The organism is Ulvibacterium marinum (assembly GCF_003626755.1).
GTDB classification, from domain to species: domain Bacteria; phylum Bacteroidota; class Bacteroidia; order Flavobacteriales; family Flavobacteriaceae; genus Ulvibacterium; species Ulvibacterium marinum.
Genome location: NZ_RBCJ01000004.1, coordinates 392,776 through 416,676 on the forward strand (window position 1 = coordinate 392,776; position 23,901 = coordinate 416,676).

Below are 23,901 nucleotides of genomic sequence, written 5' to 3' on the forward strand. Positions count from 1 at the left end.
ATGCCGCATTAAACTTGTATTGGGAGTCAAAGCTAGTGCTCCTTGGGATATATGCCAATATTAGGTCTTTACCCTCTTATATCGCATACCAAGGTCGTTTTCCATTTTTGGAAGGGGTCAAGTGAACCGGATGGCCTACTTTTTATTGTTGACCGTAGCTTAAGTATTTGGGAGTAAATACCACTGTATTGCATGCCATCTTTGTGCAAGCAAAAAAGCCGCCGATTCCATGGAGGTTTTGTTTCATTGGTTTGGCCCTATCGGATCCAAGCGCATGGCCCCACTGCTTGTAAAGCTTAGATTTGCACAGTTCCAAGTTTCGGTAGCATCGACTCATTTTTGTGTTGTGAAGATTCCATCTTGGAGAGTATGGCATTCAGTAAAGAAATGGCTTCGGTAATATAGGGTCCTTTGTTCAGCATTACACATTCCGCTTTGAGAGCTGTTGTGGCATCCGTTATTTCAGAACGTGAGGGCAAACCACTTTTCGCCAAATTTTCCAATACCTGTGTGGCCCAGATTACCGGAACGTGGGCAGCACCACAAATGGACAACATCTCCCATTGAATTTGGCCAATGTTCTCCCAGCCGGTCTCAATGGCCAAATCTCCCCGGGCTATCATCACACCAATATTCTCCGTTTTCATGGCCTCCAAAAGAATAGACACTAAATTCTCAAACCCAAATTGTGTTTCAATTTTCAAAATGACGGCTAATTTTTCCGATGCACCCAGTTTGTCCAATTCCGCGTAGAGCTGTTCAACATCCTCTGGTCCATTCACAAACGAGAAATTCACGATGTCCGCATTTTTGGCTACAAAAACGAGGTCTTCCTTATCTTTAGCGGTTAACCCTGAAAATCCCAATCGGGTATCGGGAAAATTAATGCCTTTTTCAGCGCGAAGTTTAGACCCATTCTCTTTCGCTAAGGTAATTTTGACTTTAAAAAGGGTTTCACTCACTTCGGTTATAGTTCCCGCAATTTTGCCATCATCAAAAAATATGCGGTCTCCTTCGTGGATATATTCAAATACTTCGGGCATTTGACATGAAATGGTAGCTGGCTTGGTCATTTGCCCATCACCTAATAATTCCGCCGGACGACCCAATTCATGTTCTTTATGTATCCATATTTCATCTCCTGTCTTGAGTGTAAGGGGATTTTCTTTTGGCGGTATCTCGCCAACTATCAATTCCAACATTTCATTTGAGGTGCCAATAAGGACCAAATCAGGTTCAAAGTATATCGTTTGCATTGTTTCGACCTCTACTTTCTCTCCGGTACAATTTGTTACTATCAGTTGTCGGTGCTTAGATCGAGCATCCACCAAAGAGAGTACCTGGTCAACTTTCAGCGTTTTTAAATCACCTGATTTGATAGGTAAAACATCTGGCGAGTAGACGTACTCCGATTCTGATACCAGTACTAATTTACCAGGCTCTATGGCCTTTCCAAAGTTGTCTTTTTTGGGTTTACAGCGCAATACCTGTGGCCCTGGAAGAATTTTTCCTGTCCGTATTTTGGGCCCGGCCAAATCCATGGCGATTTTAACCTCTTTGTCTAGTTCTCTAGCAGCCTTTTTGATATTTAAAATTATTTTTGACCACACTTCCGGTGAGTCATGGGCACAATTGATTCGGGCACAGTCCATGCCCTTTTCTAACATCCGTTTTACCATTTGGTAGTCTTCAGCGGCCTCTTTGGGCTGGGTTACCATTATTCGCACCCTCCTATCTTTACCTGCTATCCCCAGTAAGTTTTTAGTATTTGATTTCAACAGTTTCTCCCCTTTTTTTATGGACCATTGTTTTTTTAAAGCATCTTTTTGATTTTCTTCAACTGCCAGTCCCAGTAGATAGCGGATAGTAAGCACACTTGCCTTGATATGGCCTTCCGCATGGGCAAAACGGGTAAGGCCTAAATTCTTAAGCTGTTTTTGCATTGCCCTGACATCAAAACTTCTAAATGAGATATAGTTAATAAGGTTTTGAGCACTTTTTTCATGATAGGGGTGAACATTTTCTATGGTCTCCTTTAAACGTTCTTCATCTTCTATCATTGTGCCGATTATGGCATCCAATTGCTCGATTATCCCAAATATGTTCTCTTTTTTTATTTTCATCCGCCAATGGTTTCAATAAAGATTAATGTCAAGCAAAAATTTTTAAATCAACAGGTCAAAAAACCGATAAGGTTTTAGGAGTCCTAAAAGTTAATTAATCCATTTGAAAAGTGGTTGCTTTATGTTTAAAATGGAAATTAAATTGTGGTTGATTCATCTTGGTAAATCTTAGATTATTGGGAATTGAATATTACTGTCTTTTTAGGAATATGTTGAGATCGGTCTTTCTATATACTCAAAAGCCATTCGTTTTTTATCGTTAAATTAATGACCACGATATCATCTGGCGTACATTTTCCTATTAAATATCTAAAAAAGGCAGGCTGCGCAGCAACTGTACCGGTAAGGTCACGAATAACAAAAAACATAGAACCGAAAGGCTATGAAAAAACCACCCATAGCCAATCGCCCAAATAAAAAGTACTGCATTGTAATATTTGATATTCGCATCCTTATGCTATGGGCAAGCACTGTCATTCCAAGTATCCCAAAGGTCACAAAAAAATTCTATTCTCCTTCTTTAACATCGTTTTCCAAAATGCCGCTAATTAACCTTCTTCTTAAACGATTTACTAAATACCAAAAACAACACACCGCAAAGCAACCACGCCGGTAAGGTTACAAATGACAAAAAAACATCGAACTGAAGGGATATAAAATAAAAAAGTCCAAAGCTGATCGCCCAGGCATAAAGGACCGCCTTATTATATTTGATATTTGCAACTTCCGCATAGTTCTTTACGATGCCGGCTTGTCTATGAAAGAAATGTTCAAAGACAATTACCGCACCGAAAGGAGCCAGAATGAAACCGTAAAGTGCCACAAAACCCAATAGTTTCATCGCAAATGCCGGAAATAGTCCAGCTATGGTGGCAACTGTGCCAGCAATTATGGTTACCCAGAAAGTCGAGACCTTGGGCATAATGGCCTGGAAGGCCAATCCGGCCCTATAGATGGTTGGGTTGGCCGTTGTCCAACCTGCAAGTACAACGGCTATGATACCAAAGATTCCAATAGCATTATTGGCCAATGGTCCAGGTGCTACTGGTGGAGCTTCTCCGTTGGACAATAAGGCTTGTGCTTCGGGAGATTTCAAATATACCGCGTACAACAATGCTGCAGCTATCCATGCCATATAGTGGCCAACATACATTCCGGCTGCAGTCGTCCAACCTGAATTGGCATTTTTGGCAAACCGGAATACGGATAAGTCGGACATACCTACATGCATTGCGGCATTGGCAAACCAAGACCAGATAACAACATGCCAAAAAGTGTATTTTATTTGTCCAGGGAATGGCTCCGACCCTTCGCCCCAAATATTCCAAAAATCGGAAAAGCTTGTGACACCCAATTGGTTCAGAGCAACTACACCGCAAGCCACAAACGCCAAAACGATGGCCGGAGACATCCAATTCGCTGCTCTGGATACGGTATCATATCCTTTTGAGGCTATTAAAGAAATAACCGCTCCGATCAATATAACGATGATTACCCAGGTCATTCCATTTGGCATGGTATCTGTCAACTTTGGCATTTCCATATCAAAAGGTATTCCCACGGCTGTCGCCGAAACCGTAATCATAGCTCCCGCCAAAAAGCAGAATAGGATTCCATTGGCCAAATTGTAACCGATTACCAATTTTTTCCCGCAGATTCTTTCCAACTGGTAATAGAGTGTCAACCTGTTCTTAACAGCAATTTCAGCTGTTAAAAAGCGCCAGCTTAATACGGCCAAAAGATTGCCCAATAATAATCCAATAATCAAGTCAAAGGCACTTACCCCAGCTGTCAAAAACAAAGGCCCAATCATAAATTCAGTTCCCGCTGCATGCTCTCCTGCATACATGCCCAAAAAACTCTTCCAACTCTTTAATTTTGATTGTGGTACAGGCTCTCTCTCAAATTCCCCTCCAGTTACCTCTTCTGTAATTTTTTCCTCTACGCTTACTTGACTCATCTGCTTGGTTTTTGGCGGTTATTATATTAAATGTTGGGGTAAATCGGTTACTCTTTCACAACACAGCTGTTCCATTACCTGTTGCAATTGCGTTTTTAGTATGGATATGGTATGGTCCCCTCCCTTTTTGCCCAAAGCTGCGGTACCATACATAAAGGAACGCCCCATAAAGGTAAATTTAGCACCACAGGCCATCGCCCTAGCAACATCGGGACCAGATCGAAGGCCACTGTCCATCATGACCTCTATTTTCTCCCCATAGGTAGATGCAATGGTCTTTAGTGGTTTTATTGTTGACTCTCCAGCATCCAATTGCCTTCCGCCGTGGTTGGAGACAATAATACCGTCCAGACCCAGTCTTATAGCCTCTTCTGTATCTGCTTCCGAAGCCACTCCCTTCAAGACCAATTTGCCCTTCCACATGTCGCGGATGGGTTTGATTTTTTCTTCGTTCAATCTTCCAGAAAAGGTCTGGTCCATAAACTTCCCTAATTGTTTTAAATCCAACCCTTTTGGCATATAAGGTCTTAGGGTTTCGAAATTGGGTTGTCCATATTTCAGGGTGTTGAAGGCCCAATAAGGCCTGCCCAAGACCTGAAATATGTTCTTTATCGACATCTTTGGTGGCATTGCCAAACCATTTCTAATATCCCTTGGTCTAAAACCAAAGGTCGGCACGTCGCAAAGAATGACTAAAACCGGACATTCTGCTGCTGCCGCTCTTTTTATGATATCATCACGGAGTGAATTTTCGGTTGGGTGATACAACTGAAACCAGGCCCTACCCTCAGTAAGCTCGCTGGCACGTTCGATACTGGTCGTTGTGACCGTACTGAGAACAAAGGGAATATTATGCAGAAAAGCTGCCCTTGCCAGAATTTCAGGGGAGTTGGGCCACATAAGGCCCTGAAGGCCCACAGGAGCGATTCCAAAGGGTGCATCATACTTCATCCCTAAAATTTTGGTCTTCATACTGGCCCCGTTAAAATCTCTTAAATAGTGAGGCTTCAGCTGTACCTCCCGAAGTTCGGATGTATTTCTTCTCAGGTTTACATCCTCGTTACAACCGCCGTCCAAGTATTCAAAGGCAAATTTTGGTATGCGGCTCTTGGCCTTATTTCTCAAATCGTCCATAGACGGGAAATCAGGATTGAATTCTAAGGTCATAACCAACTTTTTATTTGAGAATAAATGGACTATGCTCCTTCAGGGTATAGTTCTTTTTAAGGAATTGGGGTGCCAAGCTTATTACATCGGAAACAACGATAGCAGCCCCTAGGGCCGATCCCAGTGAGGAATCAGTTGTGTTCAGTTTCATGTTCCCGAAATGTTGCGAGAGCAGTTGTACATACACCTCATTGTCACTAAAGCCTCCATCCACATAAAGCTCTTTGATTTTTACATCGCCCATAGCGGACCTAATACTTTTTTGTTGCAGTTGTATCAGTTCTAGCATTAGCTGATGATAGGCGTGTTCGAATTTATCATACGGAATTTTGGTCTCTTCCGGCATGTCTCCCGAAGCAATACTTGACCATTTGAACATAGCAACGAAATCATTGTTGATTTCAAAAAATGTATCCTGATTAAATTTCACTTTCTTATGGCAGTCATCCGAGACATTAAAGTGATTGGACAAAGCCTTAACTTGAAGTTTATATTCGTTACCAAGGAACAATCTTGAAACCTTTACCGGACTCCCATCAATTCGCATGTTAAAGAGACTATCATTTTTTATGTCCTCTAAGGTCAGCATGCCTGTACTGAAAGGATTGATCGAAATGCTCCAAGTACCTGTCGATACCAATAAAAAAGGTTTGGAAATGCTATGGATATAGGGTAATAGCGCAGAAGAGCTATCGTGAATACCCGTACCCATTCGAATGACTTTACCTTTATAATTTATAGGGATTGTTTCTCTGGAAGAAGTAATTGGAGGCAATTTTTCATGTATTCCTTCTCGATAGACCCAAAGATGGTAGTCTTCTTTCTCATAGTCCCAAAGCATGGTATGGCAACCTATACTAGTATATTCACTTACTGGAATTCCTGTAAATAGATAACTCAGATATTGTGGAAGGTGTAAAGAATATTTTATTCTGTTGAATACTTCTGGCTTCGCATATTTGAGCCAGTACAAATGTAAGCCGGTATTAAGCATACCCAACTTAGGAGATCCGGTTATTCTTGATAGTTCATCTTCCGGGCCATAGCTGTCATAAAAAGATTTGAAAATTTCATCTTTAAAAGGCTTCATGTAATTATAGAGAGGGGTGATTGCTTTGCCGTTTTCATCAATGTGAACAAGGCTTGCTCCATAACAAGAAAAATTTAATGTCTCTATTTCGTATTCCCGAGAATCCAGTATTCTATCAAAAACCTCTATTGCCCAATTTTCTAACGCTTTCAGGTTTTCCGTCGGATATCCATCTTCATCCGTGATTTCATCAAAGCGAATATACTCGCGATACACCTCTTGGAAGCCCGAATCAAAAAGAAAAAACTTTTTGTTGGTCCTGCCAATATCGAACACGGCCGTTACCTTTCTCTTCATCATGAAAATTTTATAATCCGGATGCTACAGAATCGGCTCCCCTATCCTTGATTAGGTTTTTTCTTATATTCAATGAACGATAGGCATTGATAGGATGAAGTGCCCCACCACGATTCAACCTTGCTTTTTCGAGTAATGGTCTGACATCGGTTCTATACGCATCTTGAAGTAGCTCCTGACACTTGACTACGTCATGATTTACTTGCGCTTCACGTAGCAAATTTTGGTCTACCAAAAGGGCTTTGGCATAAGCCTCTTGAATAGCCTCCAAAGACTGCATGAGGTCTTCAAGCGGATCTTTGGTATTGTGGCTGGCATCAATCATCCATGCAGGATATGGATTTTGAGGATTGTTTTCCATCCCATAGACCAATTCATTGAAAATGAGGAAAAGCGCATAAGGTTTTATACTGCCGACCGTTAGGTCATCATCGCCGTATTTACTATCATTAAAATGAAACCCGCCCAGTTTTCCCTTCAACATTAAGGTAGAAACTATCTGCTCAATATTGGTGTTGGGAAGATGATGGCCCAAATCCACCAAGGTATAGGCCTTATCGCCACATTCGTTGGCCAGCATAAAAGAAGTGCCCCAATCTTGGATAACCGTACTATAAAAATTGGGTTCATAAGGCTTGTATTCGATGAAAAGCTTCCAGTCATCAGGAAGCTCACCATAAATATCCTTTAGGCTATTTTGTGTATTCGTTAAAGCAGTTTGAAAATTAGCTTGGCCTGGAAAATTGGTCCCGTCCGCAAGCCATACCGTTAAACTCTTTGAACCCAGCTTATCCCCTATTTTTATTACATCTATGTTATGTGCAATAGCCTGTTCTCGAATTACTTTGCTTGCGTTGCTCAACGATCCGAACTTATAGCTCTCCCTGGCACTTTCTTGATCTTGAAAGGTATTTGAGTTTACGGCATCGAAGGTAACCCCATGGGAGTTCGCCACTTCTTTGATGGCATTATAATCGTTAGGAACATCCCAAGGAATGTGTAATGATATGGCCCCTGCAGTCCGCGTAAGTGCATGTAGAACACCCACATCATCTATTTTTTGCTCAAGGTTCGAAGGCTCTCCCTGAAAGCTAAAACGACCGAACCTTGTACCTCCGGCTCCTAATGCCCAACTGGGTATGGCGACCTGGAAATCCCCCAGTTTTTTGATTATAGAATCAATTTGATATCCCTTTCCTGAAAGTAGACTTGATAAAAAATCAAAATGCCTGTTATGTTCCGCAATGTATTTTTGATTGGTATCTTGAATGTGATTTTTGTCTATTCTCATCGGACTGAACTTTTGGCTGTGAAATAAACTTCCACGGGCCTAAAGGCCCGTAGAAGTCCTGAAATAAAAACTAACTCAAACAACTATCGTACAAATGCATTGGCCATTCCGCCGTCCACATTGATTATATTTCCTGTAGTCTTGTTTAAAATCCCAACACAGGCAAAGACTCCGTTGGCGATATCCTCCGGATAAATAATTTCATTAAGCAGATTTCGTTTGGCATAATGTGCTGGAAGTTCCTCCACCGTAATTCCATAAGCCTTTGCACGGCCCTCGGCCCAATCACCTTCCCATATCTTACTACCAACGATAACCCCATCGGGGTTCACAATATTTACACGAATTTTATCCCCGCCCAGCTCGGCCGCCAACAAACGGGCCATATGTTGCTGTGCGGCTTTCGCCGTGCCATAACCTACATTATTAGGGCCCGAGACTAGTCCATTTTTGCTGGCAATGCTTATGAAGTCACCACCTAACCCTTGCTCCCTCATAATAGAGACAGCCTGTTTCGCCAGCTCAAATTGGCCTTTGACCAGCACGTTCTGTAGAATGTCCCAATCTTCCCCTGTCGTCTCTTGAAGTGGTTTTGAAATTGCCAAACCAGCACTATGGACTACGATATCCACCCCGCCGAATTCCAGACATGCTTTTTTGAAGGCATCAGCGATCGAATCGCTCTTGGTCACATCGCATACGGCGTAGCTAGCGGTATCCCTAGAATAGGTATTTAAAGCTTCTTTTAATCTGTCTTCGGCAATATCGGTCAACACCAAATTGGCACCTTCTTCGGCCAATTTATCGGCGATTGCCTTCCCTATGCCACCACCAGCCCCTGTAACCAATGCCACTTTTCTTGATAAGGGTTTTTCCTTGGGCATACGTTGCAATTTTGCTTCTTCCAACAGCCAATATTCGATGTCAAAGGCTTCTTGCCTTGGCAATGATGTATATTCGGAAATGGCTTCCGCGCCCCGCATCACATTAATTGCATTTACGTAAAACTCATTCGCAACCCGGGTGGTCTGTTTATTCTTTGCAAAGCTGAACATTCCCACACCTGGATAGATAATAATAATGGGGTTGGCATCACGGGCCGAAGGACTATTGTCGTGTTTGTGTTTATCATAGTATTCTTGATACTCCCTTCTATATGCCTTAAAAGCCGGTTCTAATTTTTTACGTATTTCTTCGATATTGGAAAGGTCTTCTTCGGCATCCAATTGGAGTACCAATGGTTGAATCTTGGTTCTTAAAAAGTGATCGGGACATGAGGTGCCCATAGGAGCCAACCGATCCAAATCGTTACTATTTATGTATTCAAGAACCACATCACTATCGTTAAAATGACCTATCATTCTTTTTTCTGAAGAACATAGCCCTCTCAACATGGGCATCAACTGGGCGGCTTTTTCCATACGTTCCTCTTTGGGAAGACTTTTTACCTTCTGCCCCCCAAAAACGCTGCCTTTCTCTTTGATTTTAGTCTCTATATATTCGGAAGCCATTTCGATGACTTCCAAACTGTTTACATAACATTCGTAAGAAGTGTCGCCCCAAGTAAATAAACCATGGCTTCCCAAAACTATCCCACGGATACCGGGATTGTCGTTCAAACATTTTTCCAATTGAAGTCCAAGATCAAAACCCGGTCTTTGCCACGGCACCCACCCCATGGTATCTCCCCATATCTCTTTGGTAACTTTTTCACTGTCTTTTGCCGCGGCTACGGCAATAAGAGCATCTGGATGTAGATGGTCGATATGTTTAAATGGAAGCAATCCATGCAAGGGCGTATCGATCGAAGGGGCCTTGCTTTCCAAATCATATATGCAATGATTAAAGAGACCTACCATACGATCTTCATCTGGAAGGCCCCCATATACATTTTTAAGATTTCTTAAGCGCTCGGTATACAGTCCGGCAATTCCGGCCTTTGTCAATGTACCAATATCGCCTCCCGAACCTTTTATCCACATAACCTCAACCTCTTCATCGGTCAGTGGGTCTTTTTCTATTGTTTTACAACTTGTATTTCCCCCACCATAATTTGTGATTCTAAGGTCTGCCCCTAAAATATTAGATCGGTATAGGAAAAGTTCTACTTGGTCATCATCCAATAAATCAGCTTTCTTCTCGTCCCATAGATAGTCTACAAATTTGAAATCCTTGGTCAAGTTATTCATATAATAAACGTTAATTTTTAACTGCGGCTAAATTAAAATAGAGAATCAATGTTGCCATCCTGTACTGTACTGTTCTAAGTATACAAAACTACTGAGTCTACAATATACTTTTAATTATCAATTTAAATGCCTTAATTTCATTCCCTAATTGGTGCTAAAATAACCAAATGTAGAACTACACACTTTATGGATATGTTCAATTATATAAAGATTGATGAAAATTCAAGGATTCCAAAATACAGACAGATAGTAGATGCCATCATCAACAATATTTCAAACGGAAATCTAAAAATCGATGACAAAATTCCTTCGATCAACAGTTTTAGTGAGGAATTTTTGCTCTCAAGGGATACCGTAGAAAAAGCGTATCAAATACTAAAGGATAGAAAAGTAATTACTTCCATCAGGGGAAAAGGATATTACATCACCCGTACCAAATTGATATCCAAAGTAAACATTCTGTTTTTGATCAATAAGTTGAGTGCCTATAAAATGCGCATCTACAATTCATTTATAAATACTATTGGGGGCAATTCACATACAGATCTGTACATCTACCATTGCGATAATTCACTTTTTCTAAATTTGCTCGAAAAGAACAGCAACGCCTATGATTATTATATAATTATGCCCCATTTTAAGACAGAAAACCTTAAACATGTAAGCTATACGGACGAAGCGGTAAAAGCCATATGCAAGATACCTAGGGAAAAACTCATCCTAATGGACAACAACCAACTCCAAATAGATGGCGAATTTGTTGAAATTTATCAAGATTTTGAGAATGACATTTACAATGCGCTCAAAGAGGGATTGGCCAAGGTTTCAAGATATAATAAATTGATATTAGTGTATCCGGAAAATTCGGTTTATCCCTACCCTAAACGGATTCTGCATGGTTTCAAAAAATTCTGTGTCGAACACGAAATCTCTTTTGAAGTTCTGGACGAAATATTCGACGATATTATTTTAAAAAAGGGGGATCTTTTTATAACCATAGAAGAAACGGATTTGGTTAGTCTAGTCAATCAAATTAGAGAAAAAGAGTTTATTCTGGGTGTTGAGATAGGGGTAATATCCTATAACGACACACCCTTAAAAGAGCTACTGGGAATTACCGTTATCTCTACGGATTTTAAGGCCATGGGCGAGACGGCTTCACGTATGATCTTGAACAAGGAGAAAGGAAAGGTAAAAAATCCGTTCAATTTTATCGATAGAAATTCGATTTAAAGCTTACATCGAACTTAATTGAATTTTTATAAAACGGTTTTTGCCCTTTTAGGGAATTATTAGAATCCCTCTTTTGGAATCGATACCCAAATCGGCCATCTGCACAAAACCGGTCAACACTTCATTTACTTCACCGTTATCCGAAATCTTCAACAGTCTTCCTCCCGTCCAGTCAGTTGCATAAAAATAATCTCCATATTTAATGACAAACGTAACGGACTTTATAACCTAATTCGGCGAACGGTTTTGAGCGCTCGGGTATGAACAATTCATCCATCTTGAAATCAAAAGCGAACAAAGCTCTATTTATTCCCTGAGCACTTAGTAGCCATGATGTCAATATGAGCAATATGATGAAGCCACTTTTTTTCATAACTCCTTTTACTTATTTTGAAAATAATGATCATACCATTTTTTCTCGCGTCTGATCTCTGTTTCGGAAATTCCCTTTACATGGAGTTCACTCGCCCAGTCCAATAGTTTTTTCTTCATTTGCATTGCTTTATCCGGATAGTCAACTATCAAATTTTTAGTTTCGTGCTCGGCGGTAGTCACATCAAATAAAAACTCGCGATTGCCGACTTTTAAAAATTTTAGATTGCCCATACGAATGGCCGATTGATCCCAAAACCTCCAATACAAAGCATCGTGTGGTGCGTCTTTTTTTACGCCGGTCAGATAAGGAATTAGATTTACTCCATCAAGTTTTTTTGGCAAATCGATTCCCGCAAGTGAAAGACAGGTTGCAGCTACGTCCAGGGATATTACAGGCCTGTCGTATACCTTTCCTTTAGGTAGGCCTGCAGGCCAGTTTACAATAAAGGGCACACGTATGCCGCCCTCAGAAAGCATTCCTTTTTCGCCAACCCAAGGGGTGTTCAGCGATCCATCCCAAGCACCGCCCTTAAATGAGATAGGCTTATCTTCCATAGTTATTTTTAGCGGGGCACCGTTGTCACTGATAAAAAATATAATGGTGTTCTCTTCCACACCCATTTTTCTCAGTGTTTGCTTTATTTTGCCGATACCATCATCAATTGCCGACAACATGGCAAGACAGTACTTACGCCGTATAGGCATCTCTTCCGGAAATCGGTCAAGATATTTTTTAGTAGCTTCCAAGGGTACGTGCGGCGCAAAGTAAGACAGGTAAAAGAAGAATGGTTTTTCACTGTTTTTTTCGATGAATTCAATTGCGGCATCGGTCTGAACATCCAAACGGTATCCTTCTTGCTTTATCCATTGTGCCTGTATTTCTTTTCCGTTTAAAGTATAAGTTGCCCAAAAATTATTTCCATAGCCTTGAAACGTTTTTTCAAATCCACGATTAGAACTCATGTAGGGTATTTTCTTCTCGAAAGGGATGTCGTCAGGGGAGTATTTCTTTTTATCTTTTAGTTCCGGTAAATTTTGAATAATCCACTCTTTGGATTGATGATTAGGGTCTAAATGCCATTTACCGGTCATGCCCGTAACATAACCCGCTTCCTGCATACGTTCGGCTATTAGGGTCTCACTAAGCGGAAGTGGAATGATACCATTGTGATCCAAACCAAATCGCTGTTGGTAGCGACCTGTCAATAATCCTGCCCTGGATGGGATACATTGCGGTGCAGTTACATAACCAGAAGTTACAAGAATCCCTGTTTTGGCCAACATATCAATATTAGGAGTCTTTAAGTCATCTACCTGTCCGTTCGCGCCGATATCTGCATATCCTTGGTCATCCGTAAAGATTACAATGACATTTGGTTTTTCCTGACCAAAGGAAATCGAAACTATGGACATAAGAATAAAAAAGGCAGTGATTTTGATTTTCATGGGCTCCTATAATTTTCATGTAACGGATTGCGTTAAATGTATCCAGATTCAATTTAAATTCCGTCATGCACTGTCCTGACATAAAAAGCAAACAGTATACGACAGGATAGTTTATAGAAAAACCTAAGGTAGTTTTAGAATCTATTGAAAATACTATTTTTTTATGCATAAAACTCTATTCCTTTTTTTGATCTTGCCCTTGGGTCTCCTTGCCCAAAATTCTCAAATATCCTTATCGATAAATCCGAAAGAATTCAATGATATTGGATTGGAGGTTTTGGATGGGGAAATCTATGATCTCGAAACAATCGGAAAAGACCCCCATATATTTACGAATGGTCTTTCATCAAACGTGAATATTGCCAACAATAGACTTGCATTTGAATATTTCTGCCCTACCGGTGTCGATTTTATCGAAGTCCGTTTTTATCCTGAGCGAGAAGGTTTAAAACCCAAAATAGTTAGGGATGTAGGCTCTACGGAAGGATGGGTAGAATTTAAAATAGATTTGAACGAAGAATTGAAGGATTGGGGTAAAAAAGGGGATTATCTCCGTTTGGATTTTGGTGCCGCCCCGGCATTGAGGATTCAGGTAAAAAACTTAAAACTCAGACCCCAAACAGCCCGAGAGGCTGAAATTGAAGCCAAAAAGGACGCTCAGAAAAAAAGGGAAGCTGTCCTAGAAAAAAATTTGATATCCTATTTAAACGGGAATTATCAAAATAAGGTTACAAATGTTCTGGTAAAGGACAATAAGATACAGATACAAGGCGTAACCAGAGGCAGCAAGAATTTGTTCTTAGCCGAGGTTAGTCCTTACGAACACGCCACAGAATTGAAGAGCTTTGAATTCATGGTGCCCCTAAAGTCCGAGAAGGGAAAATTTAATATGTCCCTTGAACGGACCGCACAACGCCATGGTTTCAATCTAGACCGCGTTCTTTCCAAATGGGTGATTGCAGAAAAAATTGGAGAACGTTACCTGCCGGTTTCACATGCCAGATACGCCGATTCTATCGTTCCAAAATATAGCTATCCATTTGTAAAACCTTCTACCAAAAAAGGGCTGGGCGGGTATAGTGCCAACCGCGATGCCCCGGTTTCCGATCTTGATGATCTGGGGATTACGAGTGCCACGGTAAACATTTGGGTCACCCATTTTTTTAGGTCGAGTCCGTCTCCAAAAAACATGTCCTTTGAATATATGGGCAAAACGTACTATGTAGATAGTGAACAGATTAAAAACTACGATAAAACCCTCTTGACAACGGCGGAGCGAGATATTGAGGTTTCGGCGATCCTGTTGGTCGATAAAGCTTCTAAAGCCAAAGATCCTGAAATAGGGCGTATACTACAGCACCCCGACTGTGACCCTGCAGGTATTTATAGTATGCCCAATTTAACATCGCCCGAAGGTGTGCAATACTATGCCGCTGTTCTTGATTTTTTGGCTAACAGATATAGCAGACCGGACAAAAAATACGGTAGAATACACCATTACATTATTCATAACGAAGTCGATGCCGGATGGGTATGGACAAACGCTGGCGACAAAACGGCTTTGGTATTCATGGACCTCTATCATAAATCGATGCGGATCTCGCACAACATCGCTAGAAAATATAATCCAAACTCAAAAGTATTTATATCATTGACCCATTACTGGAACTGGACCTCGAACCCAAAGTTCTACCATTCCAAGGAATTGTTGGAGCAACTTTTACAGTTTAGCAAGTCGGAAGGAGATTTTGAATGGGCTATTGCGCACCATCCCTATCCCGAATCACTTCGTGAACCTAAAACGTGGTTGGACAAAAAAGTTAGCTTCGATTTTGATACCCAACTGATCACCTTTAAAAATACCGAAGTACTGGATGCCTGGGTAAAACAGCCCGAAGTACTTTTTAAGGGTAAAACCAAGCGTATTGTTTACCTCTCTGAGAATGGTACCAATTCGCCCACCTATAGCAATCAGGATTTGAAAGAACAGGCGGCAGGCATGGCCTACGCAATGAAGAAAATGAAATACTTGGACGGAATAGATGGTTTCCAATACCACAATTGGCAGGATAATCGTCGCGAGGGAGGTCTGCGCATCGGCCTAAGAAGGTTTCCCGACGATGCGGAAGATCCCAGTGGCATAAAACCAGTTTGGAAGGTCTACCAAGCCTTCGGAACAGATCAAGAAGACGTAGTGTACGATCAATACAAAGAAATGATCGGTATCGATAATTGGGATGAAATTCGCCATAAAGGTAAAATTGGAAAAAAAAACTGAAATCGTCAACGAACATTCCGAATCAAAATTGGGCCGTAACCGATGCTTTGGGTAGGGCATTGCCCGAATATAATGAAGTAGGACCTCCCAAAGAAAATCGTTATGTAGGCATGTTCTACTTCATAACACATAACGATCCCAATGCCCTCGGACCTTTTAATGTCACTGAAATATTAAAGAATACTACTGATAAGCCTCAGTGGGGAAATGGAACCCATTATTGGGGCGAGCCCGAAATAGGTTACTATCTCAACCATGAAGATTGGGCAATCCGAAGGCATGCCTATCAGCTCGTAGATGCCGGTGTTGATGTCATCATTTTGGATGTCACCAACAACAAGACCTTCCCTGACACCTATTTAAAAATTTGTGAGGTCTTCTCCAAAATGCGAAAAGACGGGGAACGAACCCCTTATATCTCCTTCTTGGGAAGCGAGATATCGGTCAACAAGCTATGGGGGGAGTTTTACTCAAAGGGGTTGTACAAAGATTTGTGGTTTTATTGGAAGGGAAAGCCCCTGCTGTTATACGGGCAGCACGAAATGCCGGAAAGGAATAAGGTAAACGATATTATTTTTTCCGATGAAGTCAAAGTGTTCTTCAACCTAAAACAAAGTTGGGCGTGGACGTCGTTGCCCTGGTACGACCAAAAAGGGAAAGATGAATGGCCTTGGATCGATCACTTTCCACAGGCCATAGCGTGGCATGAAAACCCCATTGAAAAGGAAATGATGCCTGTTGCCGTCGCCCAGCATCCACTTTCTAATATCGGGCGGAGTTTTCATAATTTCCACCAACCTAAAACCAATGAATACGATGTAACCCCAAATACCACAAAGGGACTCTTTTTTCAGGAGCAATGGAACAGGGCCATTGAAATGGACCCTGAATTCGTTTTTGTAACGGGATGGAACGAATGGTCGGCCGGTAGACAGCTAATGGGCAAAAACATCAGTGAAGAACTCCAAAAATGGAACTTTTACCCCGGTGCACATTTAGGGAAAGTAGGAAAGGAACTCAAAGAGGACGATGTATACTTTATCGACCAATACAATCAAGAGTATAGCCGTGATATTGAGCCCATGAAAGGTGGGCATACCGATAATTACTACTATCAGTTGATGGCAAACGTACGTAGGTTTAAAGGGATGCCCAAGCCAGTAATCTCAGACGAAAAAAGAAGTATAGACATATCTGGCAGCTTTGACCAATGGAGCGCCATTGAAACGACTTACTACGATCATATCGGCGATACCTCGCATAGAAACAGTCAAAAACAAGGTATGGCGGGGCCTTATGTAAATACCAACGGAAGGAACGATATCATTGAAACAAAAGTGGGGAGGAATGCCGATTATATCTTCTTTTTTGTAAGAACAAAGGATGCATTAACGACATCCGAAAATAAAAACTGGATGCTTCTGTTTATCGATTCGGACAAGAATAGTGCAACGGGCTGGCAAGGCTATGACTATGTAATCAACCATAAAATTTTGGGGAACGGCACCAGTACCATAAAAAAATGGTATTCCAAAAAGGGATGGAAAGTCCTAGCCGAAATACCTTATAGCATCGAAGAAAACCAATTGATGCTGTCCATTCCTAGAGATTTAATCGCCCAAAAAGGTGTTTTGAATTTTGATTTCCATTGGGTCGACAATCCATCGAAATTGGAAAGCATTTACGATTTTTTTAATGCCGGTGATAACGCACCAAGCAGGAGGGCAAACTATAATTATTCCGAATAAAAGAAATATTCGAACATATGAGACACCTTTTACTACTCTTTTTCCTTATCACAATGTTCACAGATTGCAAACCCGACACAAAACAAGAATCGGATAAACCAACGGTACGACCGAATATTGTATTTATCCTTGCTGACGATTACGGTATCATGGATACACAGGCTTATGCATCAAAGGTATTGGACATTTCAATGGACAGCACTTTTTATGAAACCCCAAATATTAACAGATTGATGGCTGAAGGTGTCTCTTTTTCACAAGCCTATGCCAATCAGCTCTGCTCGCCTACCCGTGCCAGCATTATGACCGGAAAGTACGCAGCAAGGTTGGGTTTCACCACTGCTATGCCTCCCCGAGAAACCTACTACAACCAAAGCATGGATATTCCGAATGGCTACTACGCACATGATGTATTGGAGCACAAGGATAATATAGAAATTGAACAGGCCCTGATCAATGGAACATCCAATTCTGCCGTACCTACCGGTACACTGCATGATGCAGGCAGGGACGAACTTTCTATTGCCGAAGCATTAAAAGACTACCATTCCGCCTTTATAGGCAAATGGCACATTGGTGGTTTCGGTGCCAAGGGATACCAACCTGCGGATCAAGGTTTTGAACCTATAGCGTGGTTTGATGCCGGTGGTTCGGTGTATTATGATTGGCGTAAAGGATGGGACAACAAATCAAAAGAACGTTTTCCGAAAATGCCCCAGGAACAATGGGAAATAGGAGATTCTGGAAATATGACCACGGAAGAATATCTCACGGACGATCTCACTGTTAAGGCTCTGGATTATTTGGATAAGCGCGCGAAAATGAAAGAAGAGCCCTTCTTTCTGTATTTTTCCCATTTTGCGGTACATTCCCCTTATCAGGGGAAGGAAGATGAAGTAGCCTATTTTGGGAGTAAGGCTTCTAAAGGGTGGAACGGACATAAAGACCCCGTTTATGCATCTATGGTCAAAGGTTTAGACCGTTCTATAGGCCTGATTTTGGATAAGCTAAAACAAACGGGGCTAGAAGAAAACACCCTGGTCGTTTTTATGTCGGACAATGGTGGGATAGATTCCAAAATAACCCCTAGGGGAGATGGTACCGACAATGCTCCTTTTTTAGGAGGAAAGGCTTGTTTGACCGAAGGCGGTATCCGAGTCCCTCTAATATTTCGATGGAAAGGAAAAATTAAGCAGGGGGGATGGGTGGATGTGCCCGTTGACTGTACCGATATTTATCCCACGATATTGGATGTTGCAGGTTATGACGCCAAAGCTATGGTGAAAGAAAATTCTTTGGATGGACAAAGTATTGTCCCCTTACTTTCCGATTTTCAGAACCTGCAAAATAACTATGGTAAAAATGTACATTACTGGCATTATCCCTTCAACGTAATTTATAATAGTCCGTATGAACCGTATCCGTTAACGCCGCATTCTGCCATTCGGGATGGCGATTACAAGTTAATATTTGACTGGTACGGTCGATTACATCTCTATAATATTGAAGAAGACCCCTTTGAAATCAATGATTTGGCTCCAGAAATGACCGATTTAAGAGATACCCTATTTAAAAAGTTGATGGCTTGGTTGACGAAAAATGTTGAACAACGATATTGGCCAACTCTAAATCCAAGTTATATTCCAAATAAAGAATCAAGGGATACTCCCTTTGTAGATTTGTTTTCAGAATTCAAAGCGAATATTGACAAAATCTAATCGTAGGAAAAAGAGTAGTATCTAGTACGTCTTCTCAAGGTATAAACTATTGGGTTAGGTTTGTCTACTTCTTAAGTAAGGGATAAGAATCAATGCTTCAATTCTTATCATAAACGACCTTTTTGTAACTTATTTAAAATCAGTAATATATATCTTTTTAACAGGACAGTACAGGATACCACAGGACACCACAGGATACTGGTAATAGAATACTAGAGTAGTTTTATCCGTATCCGATAGAGAAGCTTCTTTATTGGGGGGACACTAGATAACTAACCACTTAAATTCATGATTATGAAAAAAAAATCTTACAGGATTTCTTGGAAATTCCTTTTTGTTTTCGGCCTCCTGTGGGGTATCACAATGCAGGGACAAGACGTAACGATTACCGGTACTGTAGCTTCCGCAAGTGACTCGCAACCCTTACCTGGGGTAAACGTTGTTGAAAAAGGAACGACCAATGGTACAGTCACCGATTTTGATGGTAACTACAGTTTAAACGTAGCCGATGACAATGCTACTCTCATATTCTCATATATTGGCTTTACCACTCAAGAAATACAGGTCAATGGCCAAAGTGAGGTAAACGCGACGTTGATCGAAGATGCCACTAGTCTTGACGAGGTGGTGCTTGTCGGTTATGGCACCCAAATTAAAAGGGAAGTTACGGGCTCGGTTCAAACCGTTGACCTGACAGAGTTGGCCGATATACCAGTAACTCAGGTAACGGAAAAACTACAAGGGCAATTGGCCGGTGTACAGATTACGCAGACCACAGGTAAGCCCGGTGATGGAATAAACGTCCGTATCAGGGGTCAATTATCTATTTCCGGTGGAAGTGATCCCTTATATGTGGTTGATGGATTTCCCATCGCGGGCAATATCAATACGTTAAATCCTGCCGAAATTGAAGACATTACGGTATTGAAAGATGCGGCTTCAACTTCCCTGTATGGATCTAGAGCGGCCAATGGTGTCGTATTAATCACCACCAAACAGGGCAAGAAGGGACAGACCAATATAAGCTTTAATGTCTCCACAGGAATTCAAAGTGTCCCGCAACGTGGGAGACTAGATATGATGGATGCCGTTGAGTTTGCGCAGTTTAAAAAAGAATACTACGAAGATCAAGGGGATCCAGTTCCCGATATTTTTCAGAATCCATCGCAATATGAGGGTCAGACCAATGATTGGTACGATGCCCTGCTGCGTACGGCACCCATGTCGATCTACAGCCTTGCCGTTTCATCCAGTACGGAAAAATTTCGCAGTTCTATGGTTGCAGGTTTCACCGATCGTGAAGGTGTCGTTTTGGGTAGTGATTGGCGACAATACACCTTGCGGGCGAATTTGGCGTACGATTTATCCGATAAGATTCAAATAGGATTGAATGTTGCACCAAGCTGGGTAATCGATAGAGATCCACGTACTGATGGAACGAGGGGGCAAGGTATCCTATTTAACGCTTTGCATACTTGGCCTATCATGCCTATTTTCAACGAAGACGGTACACGAACGGAGTTCAATAGGTTTCCTGCGGATACGGGTAACATCTTCGCTTACGCCAACTGGCTTAATTCAGCGGAACGCATTAAGGATAAAACAGAAAACCTCAATTTGCTTTCGAATGCCTATGTTGAGTATAAACCCATTGAGGGCCTCAGTATCAAATCAACGTTGAATGCAGAGTTCTATCGAAGTAATTACGAGTTTTTTAGCCCTACGAATGCTACTTTTCGAATTAACCGACCTATCCCCACCAATAATGAAGCCATTTGGGACGATCGGAATACCTTCTCATGGTTAAATGAAAATATAGTTACCTATACCAAATCCTTTGGGGAACATAATTTCTCCGTATTGGGTGGTTTTTCCTTTCAAAAATTTCGTCTAGACCGAGACCGACTCCAAGCATCGAACTTTGCGGATGATCGCTTGCCCGTTATTCAAGGCGCGACCGACATCAACAGGAATGGGACGTTTAATGAGATAGAAGAAAATTCTTTAGTCTCTGCCTTTTCTAGACTTACCTATAACTATAAAGGAAAATATTTGTTGACCGCAGCCGTACGTGCCGATGGGTCCTCAAGGTTCGGTTCGGAGAACAGATGGGGTACCTTCCCTTCGGTTTCCGCGGGTTGGATCGTTTCTGACGAATCTTTTCTGGAAAATTCCGAAACTATATCGCTTCTGAAGGTAAGGAGTAGCTGGGGTATCACTGGTAACAACAATATCGGTGATTATACACAGTATGCTTTGGTGGACAATGTGATTGAGAACCGAACGGCTAATGCGGTATTCGGCGATACTTTTGCACAGGGTGCGGCCGTAAGTTCGTTGTCCAATCCCAATTTGGGGTGGGAAACCACCGAACAGTTCGATATTGGGCTTGATCTAAGTCTTTTCAACGACCGCGTATCTTTTATCTATGATTATTATACCAAAAACACGACAAACTTATTGTTCGAAATTGATGTACCAAGAGAGTCAGGTTTTGAGGACTTTAGTGACAACATTGGCGAAATCAGATTCTGGGGGCATGAATTCTCCTTGAATACGGTGAATACCACCGGAAAATTCCGATGGACAACCAGTGCCAATATTTCATTCAATCGAAATGAAGTAGTAGCATTGGCTGATGGAATCGATCAAGTCTTTGGTCCAAATAATTGGCATATCACTCAAGTAGGTCAGCCCTTTGCCCAATTTTATGGGCACTTATCCGATGGTGTTTACTTAAACCAAGCCGATTTGGACAGTTCACCGCAGGTACCGGGGCGTTCTACCGTGGGTAGTATCAAGCTCATCGATGTTAACGGCGATGGTGTTATTACAAGGGGAGGACTCAACGATGATAGGGCAATTACTGGTAATCCTTTTCCTGACTTCACCTATGGTATTACCAATAGGATTAATTATGGTAATTGGGATTTTTCAGTAGTTGGAACAGGATCTCATGGCAACGAACTACTGGTTCGTCACTTGTTCAGTACAACGAACTTGGATGGGGTTTTTAACCTTTTGTCAGATGTTAAAAATCGATTTAGGTCCGTAGATAACCCTGGTGATGGCTTTTACGGGACTACCGTAGGTGGCGGTCGGGTAACTGGTATTGAAAGAGACTGGATCAATGATCGTTTTGTAGCTGATGCCTCATTCTTTAATATTAGGAATATAACCCTAGGGTATACCATACCTAAATTAGAAAAGTACTTTAAGTCTGCACGAATCTATACCTCTATTCAAAATGTATACATTTTCACAAAGTACTGGGGAGGACCAAACCCAGAGGTAAGCAATCAAAATGATGGACAAGGTGATGGAGGTAACTTGCAACCTGGAGTAGATCTTACGGGCTATCCCGTACCACGCATCTTCAACTTTGGGATAAATCTTAATTTTTAGACAACATTTGGAAATCTTTGCGAACAGATTTTTTGATAAATAATAAAACTTGAAAAATGAAAAAAATAATCATACTACTTGGTCTTATCGGTTTCATAGCAACGAGCTGTGAAGACGAACTGACGATATTTCCAGAAGACTCGTTGAGTGTACCCACATTCTTCCAAACAGAGGAAGATTTTACACAGGCGATAAACGGAACCTATGCTCCCTTACGGAACTTGTACGACCAAGAAAAACCCTTTATGGCCGAAATGAGTTCTGACAATACCTACTTCGCACGAAATACAGCTTTTGGAGCAACAGAAAACAACCAAGATATCGCCGATCACTCGATGATTACCGAAGGCGGCATTACGCCAAATGGCAATGTACAGGAGCTATACCGTGACTTGTACAGGGTCATTTCTCGTGCCAACCAGGTTTTATTCACCATTGACGAGGCTGAATTCGATGAAACTGCCAAAGCTAACATTAAGGGGCAGGCACTATTTTTAAGGGCCTTTGCCTATTTTGATTTGGTACAGTTCTTCGGGTCGGTACCCATGCACTTAGAACCTGTTCTCGATCGAGAAGGTGCTGCTTTGCCACTATCTTCATCGGATGTCTTATACACTCAAATTGTTTCGGATGCGCAAGCGGCCATTCCTTTACTTCCCCTAAAATCTGAACAAGAACCCGGTCGAGTTACTTCAGGTGCAGCGCAAACGCTTCTAGCTAATGTGCATATTGTACTACAAGAATGGGCTGCTGCGGAAACACTGTTAAAGGCAGTCGTCAACAGCGGAGAGTATATGCTAATGCCGAATTACGAAGATGCCTTCTCGGGAAATAGTAGTAATAAAAACAATATGGAATCGGTTTTTGAAGTACAATATCAAGAAGGTGCTGACGGACTTCAAGGTAGCTTTATGTATCAGTTTCTGCCTAGACCTATTGAGGCGGACGAGGTTGCATTATTATTCGGTACGGCAGATGCACAACCCATAAACGGACAAGGAAACAATATTCCCACCCCTGATATCATCGCCGCCTATGAAGATGGCGATTTACGGGAAGATGGCTCGATTATGTATATTGAGACCAGGGAAAGTTTTTGGAACGACGGTATTTATCCTATAATTAAAAAATATGTAGAACCCCATGCCCAGCACAACAACCATGGTATGAACTTTCCAGTTTATCGCTATGCCGAAGTCCTCTTGTTCTTGGCCGAAGCCTTGGAAGCGCAGGGTAAGGACGGTGAGGCCATCACCTTTTTGAATCAGGTACGCACACGTGCCGGTCTGGGCGGCCATACCGGTGATTTGGGCGATGCCATTTTCAGGGAGCGTCGTGTAGAATTGGCCTTTGAAAATAAACGCTGGTTTGATTTGCTAAGAACCGGACAAGCCATTTCCGTAATGACAGAATTTGGAAATAGAGTCATTGCCAACCCTAACGATTACTATTTACCAGAGGGTGTACCCGCTGCAGGAAATGCTTTTACCAATATAAGAGAGCTTTATGCACTGCCATCTTCCGAGTCTGAACTGAACCCTAATTTCTAATACCGCAAAGAACATCGAATGTTTTGAATAT

General features: G+C 41.6%; 13 protein-coding genes. 6 read left to right on the top strand and 7 right to left on the bottom strand.

Annotated features, from left to right (window positions below; all coding sequences use genetic code 11):
• Window positions 1–296: 296 nt before the first annotated feature.
• The 6 genes from D7Z94_RS20845 to D7Z94_RS20870 all read right to left on the bottom strand — a co-directional run bounded on the left by D7Z94_RS20845 (window position 297) and on the right by D7Z94_RS20870 (window position 10,117).
• A complete protein-coding gene (locus D7Z94_RS20845) occupies window positions 297–2,123 on the bottom strand; it encodes a pyruvate kinase (protein ID WP_120713557.1) in 1,827 nt (608 codons plus the stop codon).
• Between the two features lie 544 nt (window positions 2,124–2,667).
• Window positions 2,668–4,083: a purine-cytosine permease family protein gene (locus D7Z94_RS20850; protein WP_120713558.1), complete on the bottom strand. Its 1,416-nt coding sequence runs from the start codon at window positions 4,081–4,083 to the stop codon at window positions 2,668–2,670.
• A 21-nt stretch (window positions 4,084–4,104) separates the two neighbouring features.
• The gene (locus tag D7Z94_RS20855) at window positions 4,105–5,250 is read right to left on the bottom strand and encodes an alpha-hydroxy acid oxidase (RefSeq protein WP_120713559.1); all 1,146 of its coding nucleotides are present in this window, start codon (window positions 5,248–5,250) and stop codon (window positions 4,105–4,107) included.
• Window positions 5,251–5,260: 10 nt separating this feature from the next.
• On the bottom strand, window positions 5,261–6,637 hold the full coding sequence (locus tag D7Z94_RS20860; protein WP_120713560.1) for an FGGY-family carbohydrate kinase: 1,377 nt from the start codon (window positions 6,635–6,637) through the stop codon (window positions 5,261–5,263).
• Window positions 6,638–6,647: 10 nt separating this feature from the next.
• Complete coding sequence (locus D7Z94_RS20865; protein WP_120713561.1) at window positions 6,648–7,928, bottom strand: sugar isomerase; 1,281 nt, start codon at window positions 7,926–7,928, stop codon at window positions 6,648–6,650.
• A gap of 83 nt (window positions 7,929–8,011) precedes the next feature.
• Window positions 8,012–10,117: a bifunctional aldolase/short-chain dehydrogenase gene (locus D7Z94_RS20870; RefSeq protein ID WP_211341826.1), complete on the bottom strand. Its 2,106-nt coding sequence runs from the start codon at window positions 10,115–10,117 to the stop codon at window positions 8,012–8,014.
• Window positions 10,118–10,309: 192 nt separating this feature from the next.
• Between D7Z94_RS20870 and D7Z94_RS20875 the strand changes: the two genes are divergently transcribed.
• The gene (locus D7Z94_RS20875; RefSeq protein WP_120713704.1) at window positions 10,310–11,350 is read left to right on the top strand and encodes a GntR family transcriptional regulator; all 1,041 of its coding nucleotides are present in this window, start codon (window positions 10,310–10,312) and stop codon (window positions 11,348–11,350) included.
• 381 nt (window positions 11,351–11,731) lie between these two features.
• Here D7Z94_RS20875 and D7Z94_RS20880 read toward each other — a convergent pair whose 3' ends face one another.
• Complete coding sequence (locus D7Z94_RS20880; RefSeq protein ID WP_120713562.1) at window positions 11,732–13,171, bottom strand: sulfatase family protein; 1,440 nt, start codon at window positions 13,169–13,171, stop codon at window positions 11,732–11,734.
• Window positions 13,172–13,334: 163 nt separating this feature from the next.
• Here D7Z94_RS20880 and D7Z94_RS20885 point away from each other — a divergent pair, with 163 nt between their 5' ends.
• The 5 genes from D7Z94_RS20885 (at window position 13,335) to D7Z94_RS20905 (ending at window position 23,870) form a co-directional block, all read left to right on the top strand.
• Window positions 13,335–15,449: a DUF5722 domain-containing protein gene (locus tag D7Z94_RS20885; protein ID WP_120713563.1), complete on the top strand. Its 2,115-nt coding sequence runs from the start codon at window positions 13,335–13,337 to the stop codon at window positions 15,447–15,449.
• Window positions 15,450–15,496: 47 nt separating this feature from the next.
• Complete coding sequence (locus tag D7Z94_RS20890) at window positions 15,497–17,197, top strand: hypothetical protein (protein WP_120713564.1); 1,701 nt, start codon at window positions 15,497–15,499, stop codon at window positions 17,195–17,197.
• A 17-nt stretch (window positions 17,198–17,214) separates the two neighbouring features.
• The gene (locus tag D7Z94_RS20895; protein ID WP_211341827.1) at window positions 17,215–18,915 is read left to right on the top strand and encodes a sulfatase; all 1,701 of its coding nucleotides are present in this window, start codon (window positions 17,215–17,217) and stop codon (window positions 18,913–18,915) included.
• Between the two features lie 294 nt (window positions 18,916–19,209).
• Entirely contained in the window at window positions 19,210–22,320 is a 3,111-nt protein-coding gene (locus D7Z94_RS20900) for a SusC/RagA family TonB-linked outer membrane protein (protein WP_120713705.1), read from the top strand.
• A gap of 56 nt (window positions 22,321–22,376) precedes the next feature.
• A complete protein-coding gene (locus tag D7Z94_RS20905; protein WP_120713566.1) occupies window positions 22,377–23,870 on the top strand; it encodes a RagB/SusD family nutrient uptake outer membrane protein in 1,494 nt (497 codons plus the stop codon).
• Window positions 23,871–23,901 lie beyond the last annotated feature (31 nt).